A 12,735-nucleotide genomic window follows, 5' to 3' on the forward strand; every position below is an offset into this window, starting at 1 on the left:
GTAGGTAAGTGATCGCTACAAATTCTTAGACTTCGCAGCAGAATTCAGAACACTGGCCCTACGTTACCTGTTATCTTGTGTCCCACCCCATGGCAAGATCAGACTGACCTACTTGTTTGTCTACCCCGTGAAATTTGCGTTTATCATTGACCCCATTGCTAAGCTAGACCCCGGCCACGATAGCAGTGTCGCCATTATGGAAGCTGCTCAAGAGCTAGGTCACCAGGTTTACATTACTGAGGCCCAGCACATGGGTGTGGTTGCGGGTCAGGCTATGGCCTATTTGACGCCTGTGACCCTGGTTCCTGTTACTCTCGGCGACAATCGTTGGGATGCTGTGGCGGATTGGTATACCCTCGGCGATAGCCAGTGGCAACCTCTAGACACCATGGATGCTGTCTTTATGCGCCTTGACCCGCCGGTCACTGTGCCCTATCTCTACGTTACCTACATCCTCGATTACATCGACCCAGCGAAAACCAAGGTAATTAACTCGCCTCGGGGGATTCGGGCTGCCAATGAGAAAATGTATGCTCTGCAATTTATTGGGGCGATTCCAGAGACCATCGTCAGCCAGGATAAAACGGTTATCCGTGAGACGGTTGAAAAATGGGGCGGGGAAGCTGTGCTTAAGCCTTTAGGTGGTAAGGCTGGTGAAGGAATTTTGTTTCTGAGTAGTCGCGATCGCAACTTTAACTCCATGATTGAAATCAGCACCAAACAGGGGCAAGAGCCCGTCATGGTGCAAACCTACTTGCCCGCTGCCAAAGACGGCGATAAGCGCATTATTTTGCTCAATGGCGAACCGCAAGGAGCCGTAAACCGTATTCCTACCGGCAAAGAATTCCGTGGCAACATGGCGGTTGGTGGACGCACTGCCAAGGTGGATATTACCGAGCGAGAATTGGAAATCTGCAAACAGCTGGCACCCACGCTACAGCGTGATGGCTTATATTTTGTCGGCATTGACATCATTGGCGGCTACCTGACCGAAGTAAATGTCACCAGCCCCACCGGAATTCGCGAAATTGATCGCCTGAATACGGTAAAACTGGGACACCAAGTCATAGAATGGCTGACCAAGTAGCTGGATGGAGTGCTCTCTGGGGGTACAACGTCCTAAACAATACGGAGGTATCTGTAATGGCTAGATTCAATCGCCGTCGCTTTATCCAGTACGGTTCATTAGCGGCTGGAACTGGGCTGCTTGCTGCCTGTGGTAACACAGCTGAAACGACTACTGACAACCCAGCTGAACCATCAGCAGCGGGGGAATTGCAAAAGGTTACCTTTGGTACCAACTGGTACGCCCAGGCTGAACATGGTGGTTTCTATCAGGCCATCGCAGCAGACATCTATAGGGAGTATGGTCTGGATGTCACCATTCAGATGGGGGGTCCCCAGGTCAACGGTACCCAGTTGCTGATGGGGGGCGCTGTGGACTTTTTTATGGGTTATGCTGCGGATGCGATTAAAGCCGTTGAAGAAGGCATACCTAAAGTTACCGTGGCGGCTATTTTCCAAAAAGACCCTCAAATTCTGATCGCTCACCCTGACCAAGGAATTAAAGACCTGGTTGATCTCAAAGGTAAACCTATCTTCATTTCAAAGGCAGCCAACGTTACCTATTGGCCCTTTTTAGCAGCTAAATATGGCTTTACCGACGATATGAAGCGTAACTACAACTTCAACCCCGGTCCGTTTCTGGCTGATAAAAACTCGGTACAGCAGGGATATTTAAGTTCTGAGCCATTAGCCATTGCTAAAGAAGGCGGTTTTGAACCCATGGTGTTCCTGCTAGCTGACTATGGCTACACGGCCTACGCAACTACGATTGAAACCCGTCAGGAGATTGTTGATGGCGATCCTGATTTGGTTCAGCGTTTTGTCGATGCGTCCATCAAGGGCTGGTATAGCTACTTTGAAGATCCTTCCCTGGGCAATGAGCTGATCAAGCAAGACAACCCTGAAATGACGGATGAACAGCTGGCCTATAGCCTTGAGAAAATGCAGGAATATGGCATTGCCATATCTGGAGATTCGGAGGCCAAAGGCATTGGGGCTATGACCGATGAGCGCTGGAAAACGTTCTTTGAAGACATGTCTACAGCAGGTATCTTTAGTGCCGACACTGACTATACCCAGGCATATACTCTGGAGTTTGTTAACAAAGGTGCAGACTTCTATCAAAACTGATCACCAATCCTGTACGAATCTTGACGGGTAGCATCCGGTATCACGGGACTGGCACAAGGCACAGCCCCTACAGGAGCCTTTTGTTTGAATTGGGGTAAAAAGTCAGATTTGGCATCAGAAACTCTCTCTTGTATCTGGATAACAATGACTTACACGGTTGTTGTTTAGATGGTTTTTTATGAGAGATGCAAAGATGCATGGGGCAAGTCTTCCATGTCAATGGCTAGAAAACGATCCAAGGCCAAGTACATCCAATAAATGGCAGCCTGGTTATCTAACCCTGTTTTTTGAAAACCAAGGGCAGTGGCCAGGGGTTCATAATGGCGATGAATAATCAGAGTGTGGAGATCACACAGATTTGGAAAGTCTTGCTGCATAGCCTTTAATATGACTTGACTATCTTGCAGCAGTATCAGTGCCTGGTCTTCATACTCAGGGGCAATATTCCAGCTACGGATAAATATGGAACGACAGGATTCATCCCCTGGTTTGGCTAGGGTAAACGGGTCTTCATCAGAAATGCCGCTGAGATGTAAGCCCTTGTTAGGGGAACCAAAAAAGTGAATTTCGGAATCACGAGTGGTGGGATACAGCAGACAGAACCCTACCGGATTGAGGTTATCGCTGCGACGTAATACGCGCATACCACGGTTATAGCCTGCGGCCCACTGTCGTAATAGTTCAGTAATGCGATAAGGCACAGCGGTGTTGCTATTGTTCATCCAGTTATAGCGGCTGGCCAGCAGGTTGGCGATGGGAATAGCGTCGCAGCGTGGGTCAAACTGGTCGGCGATGACATGGGCTGGTTTAGGCTGTGTTTGGATAAGTTCTGGCGGTTTGGGAATTGCGATCGCAATGGTATTACCATCAAACTGCTTTTGAATTAACCCCAACGCCATCAGCTTATCCAGCATCATCCCAGCCGAACGTTCACTGCCCCGCTCAGACTCGGCATAAAACAGTGCGGCTGCCTCACGGCAGGTGCAATCCACCCAATTGTCGATAGGCTTTAATTGCTGCAAAGGTTCAGAAATGTCCGCTTGTTTTAATTGTAAGTAAGCCCACAGCCGCACAAAGCAATCTGCCCGCCGTCTGGTGAGGCCGACACGACCCAACAAATGGTGCACATACTCCTGCTGCTGTGATTTTGAAAAAAACTGATCCAGGGACTCCGGCGTCATCTTAATTACGACAGCTACGCTGTCAGGATTTTAAGCTGTTTAACTAGGGCGAGATCGTATATGTGTGACAGTTGTTGTGACAATTGTCTTAGGTCATAGGCCCAGGCTAGCTGGTAAAGTATCGTTCGTACTGCTTGACCTCTATATGACTGTGATTGCTGCTCGTAAAACTAAAGACGTCATTACCTTTGCGTCTGACTCCATTTTGGTAGCTGGGTATCTCAAAGCCACCGATAAGGAAGTGATTTACAACAAGCTATTCCAGCAAAATGACATGGTTATTGGTAGTACAGGTACCGGTTATGAAGGCACCATGATGGAGTTGTTTAGTCGTAATCATCGGCCAGTGGATGGTAGTCGTTTAGCAGTCATTGACTTTTTTGTTGAATTCCGTGAATGGATCAACAAGCGCGATTCTAGTCATTCCCCAGAAAATGATTATTTGATTGCCTACGATCAGAAATTATTCCGTACCTACGGTGGGCTAGACATCTACGAAGTGCCCGAATTTGAAGCCGTTGGCGCTGGTGAAGACTTTGCCAAAGCAGCACTACATCTTGGCCATAGTCCCCGCGAAGCCGTCGAAGTGGCCTGCAAGCTTTCCATCTATTGCAGCGAACCCATTTCCGAAATTACGATAGAGATTTAATTTAATTGATCATGGAAAATAATCAATAGATACCCTTCGTCGGGGCATCCCCTTGTCTGTTAAGGGTTTGTGCAAAAATATGTCATTGCGAGAACACAATCCACCGATGCCATGTTTAGATTGTCGTTGCGATGCCGCGTGAACAACAACAGTCGTGGGTGGCGCAACGGCATCAACCCTAACTAAAATCAAAACATGAGAATGATTATCGTTCTAGTATTATAATGCAAACCTAGTTGTAAACCGTCAAGCTAGCCTTGCAGAATTGCCCTAGGCTGGCAGCATTTCACCGTGATGCATTGGATTCTGACGCGTATCGTGACGTTATCTCAGTACGCGGTCAGATTTTGAACCAAACCCCTGAGCTTAAAGACTGTTAGTGCCCTATGCAATCCCTCGAACTGACGTTGGTGGCTGGTCCTCCTGGGGTGGGTAAAACCACCTGGATTAGTCAGTTTCTCAAAGACGTTTCACGTCCTCTGTTTTATTTGTATCCGGGGTCACAGGCGGAATCTGTCGATTTGGCTCGGATTGGCTATTGCTTTCCCTGGGTGTCGATCATTGCGGACGATCGGGCTGCGACCGTGCTGACTGACTTGCCCGACCAGGCCCAGGTTTTTATGGAATTAGGTTTTCATCTGGATCTAGAATCACCGTTGTTAGCAGCGTTGCCTGGGCGGCGGATCGCCATTGTGCCCCCCGGACTGGAGACGTCTGAATGGCACGACTGGGCAGACGAGGTGATACCCAGTAACCATAGCCAATTATCGAGTGCTGGCAAGCTACCGGCCCTATGGCGATCGCCGTTGACGGGGCAAGTGTTTGATCCCCCTAGCCTGGATGAAGTGTTAATTGAGCTGACGGGGGGAGCTTACGGTCAGGTAATGCGCTTAAAGGGTATTTTTGAACTGCCAGATGGTCAGGCATTTTATATTGATTTTGTCGAAGGGTTACCGGGCATTGAATACACTGACCTCAAGTTGCCCCGGTGGCTAGAGGGCCATCCCGATCGCTTTAGTGGTGTGGAAATCGTGGGTCGTAATTTAGAGCAAAAGACCATTGCTCAAACATTGCTGGCATGTTGTTTAGCCGATGATGTGTTGTTCCAATATCAGCGACAGTACCAACAATTGCAGTTAGAAGAAGAGACCGTAGCAGAAGAGACTGAGCAAGAGGTGATGGCATGAAACTCGCGGTGATTTCTTGCATTCACGGCAACTACGAGGCACTGAATGCCGTGTTGTCAGACATTGACGCCCAGAAAGCTGATCAGATTTACTGTCTCGGAGATCTGGTGGGCTATGGCCCTTATCCTAATGAGGTAGTGGATCGGATTCGCTCGTTGGAGATTCCCACCTGCCAGGGATGTTGGGATGAGGACATTGTGGAAGGGTTAAATGCCTGTGAATGCAGCTACCCCTCACAGCTTGCCGAGCAGCGGGGCAAACTGGCCCATGAATGGACTAATACTGAGATTCGCCCCGACGTGCGGGAGTATTTGGCCACATTACCCCTGTCGTTAAAACGGGACAATCTGTGTTTTGTCCATGGCAGTCCCAACAGTCAGCATGAGTATCTGTTGCCCAGCATGGATGGCTTTGCCGCGTTGGAGCGAGTTCTCTCTACCGATGCCGATGTGTTGTTCTGTGGTCATACCCATGTTCCCTATGTGCGAGAGTTAGCGGATACCAAACTGTCGGTCACGGTGAAAAGTCCGGCTCAAACTGAGGGTTCTCAACAGTTTCAGGCAGAACTGAAACGCATTATTAATGCAGGTTCTGTGGGGGAACCCCGCCACGGTCGACCCAATGCCACCTATGTTCTCTACGACACGGAGACAACCCAGGTAACCCTACGGGAAGTTGCCTATGACTATACCAGGACCTGTCTGGCCATCCTCGAAAAGGGATTGCCTGCTATTTTTGCATGGCGATTAGCACGGGGCATGGAGTTTGCGGAACGGGCGGACGATCCGAGCCATGTGTGTGAGCGTTAGACACTAAAATAACGGGGAGATAACTAAGTGAAGTGGGCGATCTTAAGTGGTATTGAAGGGAATCTAACGGCCTATGAAGCGGTGTTGCAGGATATACGGCGGCAGTCGGTGAGCGATCTCTATATCCTGGGGGATGTAGTGGGCCTGCAGGGAGATAATGAGGCGGTGATTCAACGGTTGCAGTCTCCTCGAACTGGTGAGTTGGTGCCCCAGGTATGTGTGGGCTGGTGGGAAGAGCAGTGTTTTAGTTTGCACGGGGTGAGCGGCTTGCAGGATGCGCCGGAGCTGATGGAGAAATTTGGAGGTGATGGGGTAAAAACTATGTGGGAATCTGTGTCACGGAAATCGGTGCGGTGGTTGCGATCGCAACACTTTGGGTTCCATGAACACAACTGTTTACTGATCCACGGCAGCACCGTCAGCTATGCCGATGAACTTACCCCTGATACCCCTGCAATTCAACTGTGCGATCGCTTAATTCGGGCCGATGCCAGTCATCTCTTTTGTGGCCGCTCTGGCCTTACCTTTGAATGCTGGGTTACCCCGGTGGGGCTACGCTCGACAGTGACCACCCTGGACGGTGAGCAAGAGCCTCAGGACTATGGAAAAACACCCCGCCAGGTTGTGGGTGTTGGCTCGGTGGGTCGCACGCCTGGAAAGGCGACGTATACACTATTCAGTCCTGAAAAAGGGCAGCTTTCTTTTAGAACCGTGAATTATGGGAAGGCGAAGGGGTTTGGTGCAACAAAAAGATAATATCAGGGGCTGTAAAAACCTATTTCATGATTTGCGATAACCTGACCCCTGACCTTGCCATAACCCAACTACGCCCGAATCACTAATGATGAACGACAAAATTCTAAAAAGAGACGTTATCTAGTTCATGTTAGGCCAAACAGTTATAGTCAAAGAATGAGCTTAATTTTTACATAATCCCCTTACGTCTGTTGCAGCTCTCTCCAGGACTGAGAAAGCACGGTTCCAGCCGATTTCGCAAAGACAACGGTTAACAACAATCCAACCGCCAGATCGGGCAAAATTGAGCGAGTAAGTAAAACTAAGACTGCCGCAGCCAGAACAGACGTGTTGGCAATGATGTCATTGCGAGAACACAGCCATACCGATGACATGTTTAGATTGTCGTTGCGATGCCGTGTCAACAACAATAAACACAACAGGTTGGCCAGTAGCGCCAATACGCCCACTGCCCCCATGATGGAGCCTTCGGGACTGGCCCCTGCAAATAGCTGATAGGTGGCTCTGGCAAATACGGCAATGGCAAACAAAAACATGATCAGACCCTTAAGCAGAGCCGCTCCCGCCTGAGCTTTTGTGCTTTTGTGAATCACATACAAACTGCTGGCATACACCAGGGCATCTCCCAGCATATCCAGCGAATCCCCAGTTAACGACAGAGAAGCTGCTCGAATACCCGCACCAAATTCGACAACAAACATCACAGCATTGATCCACAACACCGACCAAAGTACCTTTGCCTGCCGCTCTTTTAGCTTGGAAACTTCGCAAGCTTTGGCCTGACAACAATCATCAGCCATGGTAACCTCCAACATTCAATCATTCAAACATTCAAGCAAGTATTAGAACGTTATCACGAAAAAAGACGTCATTCAAACCATCATTAGAATGACAGCGGAATGCCCCCGATGGCTGCAGAATGAGGATTCAATTAAGTTCTATCTTTTACCGTCCAGGCGTTCCATGGGACGCCTCTGCAGACAGCATTTTTGGATCTGATAAAATCCTGATCCCTTACTCGACCAGCTGCCTTAGTGCATAGCAAAGAATGTCAGCAACCCGTGGATCTTTTAGGGAGTAGTAGGCCAATTTACCGTCGTTGCGATACTTCAAAATACTGAGGTCACGCAGCTTCCGTAGGTGGTGAGATGCCGTTGCCACCTTGATGTTCAATAGGGAAGCCACATCACAGACGCATAGCTCCTCATCATTGCGCAGGGCGTACAAAATTTTTAGCCGAGACCGATCGGCCAGGGCACCAAACAAAACTTGGGCAGATTCCAACAGGTCGTCGCCGGGGAGCACCTGGCCGATCTGATGAACTAACTCTTCGTTGAAGCAGCGGACTTGGCAGACATCACTGGGTTTGGTCACAGATTTTGCAGGGTTCATCAGGTGCTATAGGTTCATTCTACTGATCTATGACTGGCCACACTCAAATCTCCATCGCTCCTAAACGCTCCTAAAAGTTAATAAAGGGTAACGACTCAACGTTTTAGTAGCAAGAATGATTATCATTCTTATGTAATTATAACCAGGTGAGCACCCTGGCAGCGTCCCCAGATAAAAGGCGAAGCGCGATGACAGTCAGTCCCTATCAAGAATTAACCCGCCCTACCCTAGGCGGACAGGTGCAGCACTATGACTGGACCTATCAGGGGCAAACGGTAACCCTCGCCTACGAAACGTCGGGGGCAGGGCCAATGGTGCTGCTGCTACCCGCGTTTAGTACCGTTTCAACTCGGGCAGAGCTGGCCCAAATTGCTCAGGTGCTGGCGTCTCAATTTCAGGTTATAGCCCTGGACTGGTTAGGGTTTGGTGATTCTGAGCGACCTTCTTTCACCTACAAGCGATCGCTGTATCAGGCATTGCTCAAGGACTTTGTACAAAACTGCTGTCCAGGGCCAGCGGGGATTTTGGCAGCAGGCCATGGGGCGGGGTATGCGCTCCATCTGGCTCAGAACCACCTGACCCAGAACCAGATAAGCACCCGACTGCTGCTGGTGGCACCCACCTGGAAAGGTCCCCTGCGGGCCATGGGTGCACCCGGCTGGTTAGCGGCCAGCCTGCGCAGCCTGGTGGGGTTGCCGATCGTTGGTTCTGCTCTCTATGGCGCAAATACCCATCCAGCCTTTCTTAAATGGATGTATCAGCGCCATGTGTTTGTGGATCAGACGCGGCTCACTCCCACATTTATTCAGCAACGTCACCGCATTACCCAGCAACCGGGAGCCCGATTTGCTCCTGCTGCCTTTGTGACAGCGGCCCTAGATCCAATGGGCGATCGCACCGAGTGGCTCCAGATCGCAACGGCGGTCACAGCGGACCCCAATAATTCTGTGCGAGTGATCCTGGCGGACCAGGCACCACCCCAGTCTAAAGCTGAAATGCAGGCGCTGTCAGAACTCCCTGGCATCCAGACCGACCATCTACCTGGTTCGCTGGGGCTATACGAAGAATATGGCGCTGAGGTGGGTGCGATCGCGCTTGCCCACTTTCAAGCCTAGGCAAACACCACTCAAGGAGACTATTCATGGTAATCAACGACATTTACAACACCGTACCCGTAACCGTTTTAACTGGCTATTTAGGCGCGGGCAAAACCACTCTGCTAAATCGCATTCTCACCCATGAACATGGCAAAAAGGTTGCAGTAATCGTCAACGAATTTGGCGAAGTGGGCATCGATAATCAACTGGTGGTGGATGCCGATGAAGAAGTGTTTGAAATGAACAACGGTTGTATCTGTTGCACCGTGCGGGGCGACCTGATTCGCATCATTGGCAACCTGATGAAGCGTCGCGACAAGTTTGACCATCTAGTCATTGAAACCACAGGGCTGGCAGACCCGGCCCCAGTGATCCAAACCTTCTTTGTGGATGACGAAGTGCAGCTACAAACCCGTCTGGATGCGGTGGTGACGGTAGTGGATGCGCGCCATATCTGGCAACATTGGGAAGCAGAGGAAGCCGTAGAGCAAATTGCCTTTGCCGATGTAATCTTGCTCAATAAAATTGACCTGGTTACAGAAGACCAATTAACCCAACTAGAACAGCGCATTCGAGGAATGAATGCCCTGGCCAAAATCCATCGCACCCGTGATGCCCAAATAGAAATGGATGCCCTCCTCGGCGTCAGCGCCTTTGACCTCAATAACGCCCTAAAAATCGACCCCGATTTCCTTGATGAAACCGCCCATGAGCACGACGAAACCGTCGGCTCCATTGCCCTGGTGGAGTCAGGAGAACTCGATGGCGACAAACTTGACGCCTGGATAGGAGAACTATTGCGCGACCACGGACCCGACATTTTTCGCATGAAGGGCATTCTCAACATGGCTGGAGAAGACAATCGCTTTGTTTTTCAGGGGGTGCACATGTTGTTCGATGGTCGCCAGGACCGCCCCTGGAAACCAGACGAATCCCGTAAAAATGAACTGGTGTTTATCGGTCGTAACCTGGAGCAGCTAAATCTAAGCGAGCGCTTTCGCGATTGTTTGGTAACGAGTCGTTAGGCAACAACTTCATCATTTGAATTTCATGCACTAAATTTGCCGCAGGAATCGATCCAGAACATTTATAATCGACCCCGCCGTAACCCTCAAACTTAATGCCATTAAGAACAACCTAGTACGTTGGGTCCTAGGGCAGCTTCCTAGCCCTAGCCAGGGGGTTTGGGGAACTCGGAGGGACCCCAAGCAACATCTTGAAACTCTCCACCAACATTTTACGCTAAGTGTCCTAAACAGCCTCTCTAGCCACTAATACCCAGAAACATGCTGAAAGTAAAAAAGCATAAACAAACTGTACTGAAACCGCTGTGGGACACCCGTCTTTCCGACTATGTAACCGCCATTGCCTGGTCACCCGACGGCACTCAACTCACTGTCAGCTCTGGCGCAGGAGAAATAGCACTCTACACCCCTGCAACGGGTGAATCCACCTGCTTACAAAGCTCCCAGGGCGAATCTGTGGATGCTTTGGCCATCTCCGCCGATGGTCAATTTCTAGCCGCTGGCGGACAGGCCGGCACAGTCTGGATCTGGCAAATTGACCGTGATTCACCCACGCTGTTAACAACTTTGGAACATGCCCGTACCTGGATTGATCGGCTGCAATGGCACCCGAGTTCTCCAGAACTGGCCTTTAGTTTTGGCCGTTATGTGCAGGTGTGGCATGCGGTTGAGCAAACGGTTGTCACCACCTTGAATTTTGAAGAGTCTTCAGTATTAGACCTCGCCTGGAACCCCCAGGGAACCAGGCTATCGCTGGGGGGTAACCAGAGTATTAAAACCTGGCAGTATCAGGATTGGGATGAGGACCCAGCGGTGAGAGAAGTAGGCGGGGCTAGTGTGGCAGTTGCCTGGTCGCCGGATGGTAATTACCTGGCTTCGGGCAACAATGATCGGTCGGTTTTGGTGTGGGCAAAAGATCATCCCGCTCCCTGGCGGATGCAGGGATTTCCTGGCAAGGTGCGACAGTTGGCTTGGTCGAAACCGGCGGTACGGGATGCGCCGTTGCTGGCATCAATAAGTGTTGAAGGAATCGTTGTGTGGACAAAAGCAGCTGATCCATCGGAGGGTTGGAATCCTCAGGTGTTGGATGCCCATGAGGGAATGGTGCGGGCCATTTCGTTTCAGCCCGATACCCTATTATTGGCCACTGCCGCTGAGGATGGTTGTTTGTATTTGTGGCAGAAGGCCCGTCGGATTGCTCAAAAGTTGGAGGGTGCTTCCAGCGGATTTTCGTGTCTGGCCTGGTCTGGGCAGGGCACAATGTTAGCAGCTGGTGGTAGTGGAGGCGAGCTGTTTGTATGGACTGAAACGACTAAAGGAAAAGGGTTTAAGTAGAACAACAGGTCAATCGTTTTCCAGTAGCATTCCACTTCTTCCCCTTTATACAGACACATCTATATTATGAGCGTTATGGCTCCCACTCTTGATTTTCAGAAGCTTCCCGTGACGGTCATCACTGGCTTTTTAGGTAGTGGGAAAACAACGTTACTGAATCATATTCTCCAAAACTTTGAGGATTTTAAGGTAGCAGTTCTCGTGAATGAGTTTGGGGACATTAACATCGACAGTCAGTTCTTGATTGCGGTGGAAGAGGACATGATAGAACTCACCAATGGCTGTATTTGTTGCACCATTAACGACAATCTAACGGATGCGGTCTATCGTGTATTAGAACGGAGGGATCGCATTGATTACCTGGTGCTAGAAACCACGGGCGTCGCCGATCCGTTACCTATCATGCTCACGTTTCTTGGCACAGAACTGAGAGACTTGACCCAGTTGGATGCCGTAATCACCTTAATCGATGTAGAAACCTTTGACCCAGATGATCACTATGAAAGCAACGCGGCGATGAGTCAAATTCTCTATGGTGATATTATTCTTTTGAATAAAATCGATCGAGTGCCTGAACCTCGAGTTCAGAAGTTAAAACATCACGTTCTTTCCATTAAGGATAGAGCCAGGGTATTAGAAGCAACCCATGGTCAGGTTCCACTATCGTTGATTCTAAATGTTCAACTAACAGATGCCGCTGTGGTGCAAGAGAATGTTTCTGCCGTCGATTCTTCGGTCAAACATCTCCAAAATGATGGGTTTATGTCTGTTTCATTTAAAGGCGATCGCCCCTTTGCCCTCAAAAAGTTTCAGCAATTTCTCGACTATCAGCTTCCTAATAATGTATTCCGGGCTAAAGGAATTGTCTGGTTTGCAGAGAGTGAAAAGCGCCATCTATTTCAACTCAGCGGGAGCCGATTCACAATAGATGACAGCGACTGGAAAACACCTCCGAAAACGGAAATGGTGTGGATTGGCCGTCAGTTAGATGTACTTTCGTTGATGCAAAAGTTGAATAACTGTATGACTCGATAACTGTCATCAGGGTCAATGTCGGGTTCGACAAGTTTCCGCACCCAGAGAGTAAGGGGTGAGAATGTTTCGAACG

Annotated in this window: 13 protein-coding genes and 1 pseudogene; 11 read left to right on the forward strand and 3 right to left on the reverse strand. The window is 49.7% G+C overall.

The annotated features are described in order from the left end of the window. The first annotated feature begins 127 nt into the window (after positions 1-127). Together gshB and U2F10_RS00645 are read left to right on the forward strand one after the other, a co-directional pair. Positions 128-1,087: a glutathione synthase gene (gshB, locus tag U2F10_RS00640; protein WP_499870165.1), complete on the forward strand. Its 960-nt coding sequence runs from the start codon at positions 128-130 to the stop codon at positions 1,085-1,087. Between the two features lie 56 nt (positions 1,088-1,143). Continuing rightward, a complete protein-coding gene (locus U2F10_RS00645; RefSeq protein ID WP_499870166.1) occupies positions 1,144-2,196 on the forward strand; it encodes an ABC transporter substrate-binding protein in 1,053 nt (350 codons plus the stop codon). A gap of 176 nt (positions 2,197-2,372) precedes the next feature. Here the strand turns inward: U2F10_RS00645 and U2F10_RS00650 are convergent, their stop codons facing one another. Further along, positions 2,373-3,377: a hypothetical protein gene (locus tag U2F10_RS00650; RefSeq protein ID WP_163659660.1), complete on the reverse strand. Its 1,005-nt coding sequence runs from the start codon at positions 3,375-3,377 to the stop codon at positions 2,373-2,375. Between the two features lie 145 nt (positions 3,378-3,522). Here U2F10_RS00650 and U2F10_RS00655 point away from each other — a divergent pair, with 145 nt between their 5' ends. The 5 genes and pseudogenes from U2F10_RS00655 (at position 3,523) to U2F10_RS00675 (ending at position 6,778) form a co-directional block, all read left to right on the forward strand. Continuing rightward, positions 3,523-4,026 (forward strand): hypothetical protein, encoded by a 504-nt coding sequence (locus U2F10_RS00655; RefSeq protein ID WP_163659662.1) that lies wholly within the window; start codon positions 3,523-3,525, stop codon positions 4,024-4,026. Positions 4,027-4,271: 245 nt separating this feature from the next. After that, positions 4,272-4,406 (forward strand): annotated as a pseudogene (locus U2F10_RS00660) (SCO5389 family protein); the annotation flags it as partial. 6 nt (positions 4,407-4,412) lie between these two features. Then, positions 4,413-5,213, forward strand: a complete 801-nt coding sequence (locus tag U2F10_RS00665; RefSeq protein WP_499061482.1) for a GTP-binding protein — start codon at positions 4,413-4,415, stop codon at positions 5,211-5,213. Next, positions 5,210-6,022, forward strand: a complete 813-nt coding sequence (locus tag U2F10_RS00670) for a metallophosphoesterase family protein (RefSeq protein WP_499870168.1) — start codon at positions 5,210-5,212, stop codon at positions 6,020-6,022. Before U2F10_RS00665 ends, U2F10_RS00670 begins: the two co-directional genes overlap by 4 nt. 27 nt (positions 6,023-6,049) lie before the next feature. Continuing rightward, entirely contained in the window at positions 6,050-6,778 is a 729-nt protein-coding gene (locus U2F10_RS00675) for a metallophosphoesterase family protein (RefSeq protein WP_499870170.1), read from the forward strand. Positions 6,779-6,960: 182 nt separating this feature from the next. On the opposite strand, the gene U2F10_RS00680 is transcribed toward U2F10_RS00675, so the two are convergent. Together U2F10_RS00680 and U2F10_RS00685 are read right to left on the reverse strand one after the other, a co-directional pair. Further along, positions 6,961-7,578: a cation efflux transmembrane domain-containing protein gene (locus U2F10_RS00680; protein ID WP_163659670.1), complete on the reverse strand. Its 618-nt coding sequence runs from the start codon at positions 7,576-7,578 to the stop codon at positions 6,961-6,963. A 214-nt stretch (positions 7,579-7,792) separates the two neighbouring features. Beyond that, entirely contained in the window at positions 7,793-8,170 is a 378-nt protein-coding gene (locus U2F10_RS00685; protein ID WP_163659672.1) for an ArsR/SmtB family transcription factor, read from the reverse strand. 188 nt (positions 8,171-8,358) lie between these two features. On the opposite strand from U2F10_RS00685, the gene U2F10_RS00690 reads away from it, so the two are divergent. From U2F10_RS00690 to U2F10_RS00705, 4 genes are all read left to right on the forward strand, one after another. Next, complete coding sequence (locus U2F10_RS00690) at positions 8,359-9,285, forward strand: alpha/beta fold hydrolase (protein WP_499870172.1); 927 nt, start codon at positions 8,359-8,361, stop codon at positions 9,283-9,285. Positions 9,286-9,311: 26 nt separating this feature from the next. Beyond that, complete coding sequence (locus U2F10_RS00695) at positions 9,312-10,292, forward strand: CobW family GTP-binding protein (RefSeq protein WP_163659674.1); 981 nt, start codon at positions 9,312-9,314, stop codon at positions 10,290-10,292. Positions 10,293-10,553: 261 nt separating this feature from the next. Next, positions 10,554-11,627 (forward strand): WD40 repeat domain-containing protein, encoded by a 1,074-nt coding sequence (locus U2F10_RS00700; protein ID WP_163659676.1) that lies wholly within the window; start codon positions 10,554-10,556, stop codon positions 11,625-11,627. Between the two features lie 75 nt (positions 11,628-11,702). After that, entirely contained in the window at positions 11,703-12,662 is a 960-nt protein-coding gene (locus tag U2F10_RS00705) for a CobW family GTP-binding protein (protein WP_499870174.1), read from the forward strand. The last annotated feature ends 73 nt before the right edge of the window (positions 12,663-12,735 follow it).

It is taken from the genome of Leptothoe sp. EHU-05/26/07-4 (assembly GCF_043421015.1).
Classification (GTDB): domain Bacteria; phylum Cyanobacteriota; class Cyanobacteriia; order Phormidesmidales; family Phormidesmidaceae; genus Leptothoe; species Leptothoe turfae.

Bases quoted from the DNA above. Each gene is read 5' to 3' on its own strand.
- U2F10_RS00700 (WP_163659676.1), top strand. From the start codon at position 10,554: ATGCTGAAAGTAAAAAAGCATAAACAAACTGTACTGAAACCGCTGTGG.
- U2F10_RS00705 (WP_499870174.1), top strand. From the start codon at position 11,703: ATGGCTCCCACTCTTGATTTTCAGAAGCTTCCCGTGACGGTCATCACT.
- U2F10_RS00665 (WP_499061482.1), top strand. From the start codon at position 4,413: ATGCAATCCCTCGAACTGACGTTGGTGGCTGGTCCTCCTGGGGTGGGT.
- U2F10_RS00695 (WP_163659674.1), top strand. From the start codon at position 9,312: ATGGTAATCAACGACATTTACAACACCGTACCCGTAACCGTTTTAACT.
- U2F10_RS00685 (WP_163659672.1), bottom strand. From the start codon at position 8,170: ATGAACCCTGCAAAATCTGTGACCAAACCCAGTGATGTCTGCCAAGTC.
- U2F10_RS00645 (WP_499870166.1), top strand. From the start codon at position 1,144: ATGGCTAGATTCAATCGCCGTCGCTTTATCCAGTACGGTTCATTAGCG.
- U2F10_RS00650 (WP_163659660.1), bottom strand. From the start codon at position 3,377: ATGACGCCGGAGTCCCTGGATCAGTTTTTTTCAAAATCACAGCAGCAG.
- U2F10_RS00655 (WP_163659662.1), top strand. From the start codon at position 3,523: ATGACTGTGATTGCTGCTCGTAAAACTAAAGACGTCATTACCTTTGCG.
- U2F10_RS00680 (WP_163659670.1), bottom strand. From the start codon at position 7,578: ATGGCTGATGATTGTTGTCAGGCCAAAGCTTGCGAAGTTTCCAAGCTA.
- U2F10_RS00690 (WP_499870172.1), top strand. From the start codon at position 8,359: ATGACAGTCAGTCCCTATCAAGAATTAACCCGCCCTACCCTAGGCGGA.
- U2F10_RS00670 (WP_499870168.1), top strand. From the start codon at position 5,210: ATGAAACTCGCGGTGATTTCTTGCATTCACGGCAACTACGAGGCACTG.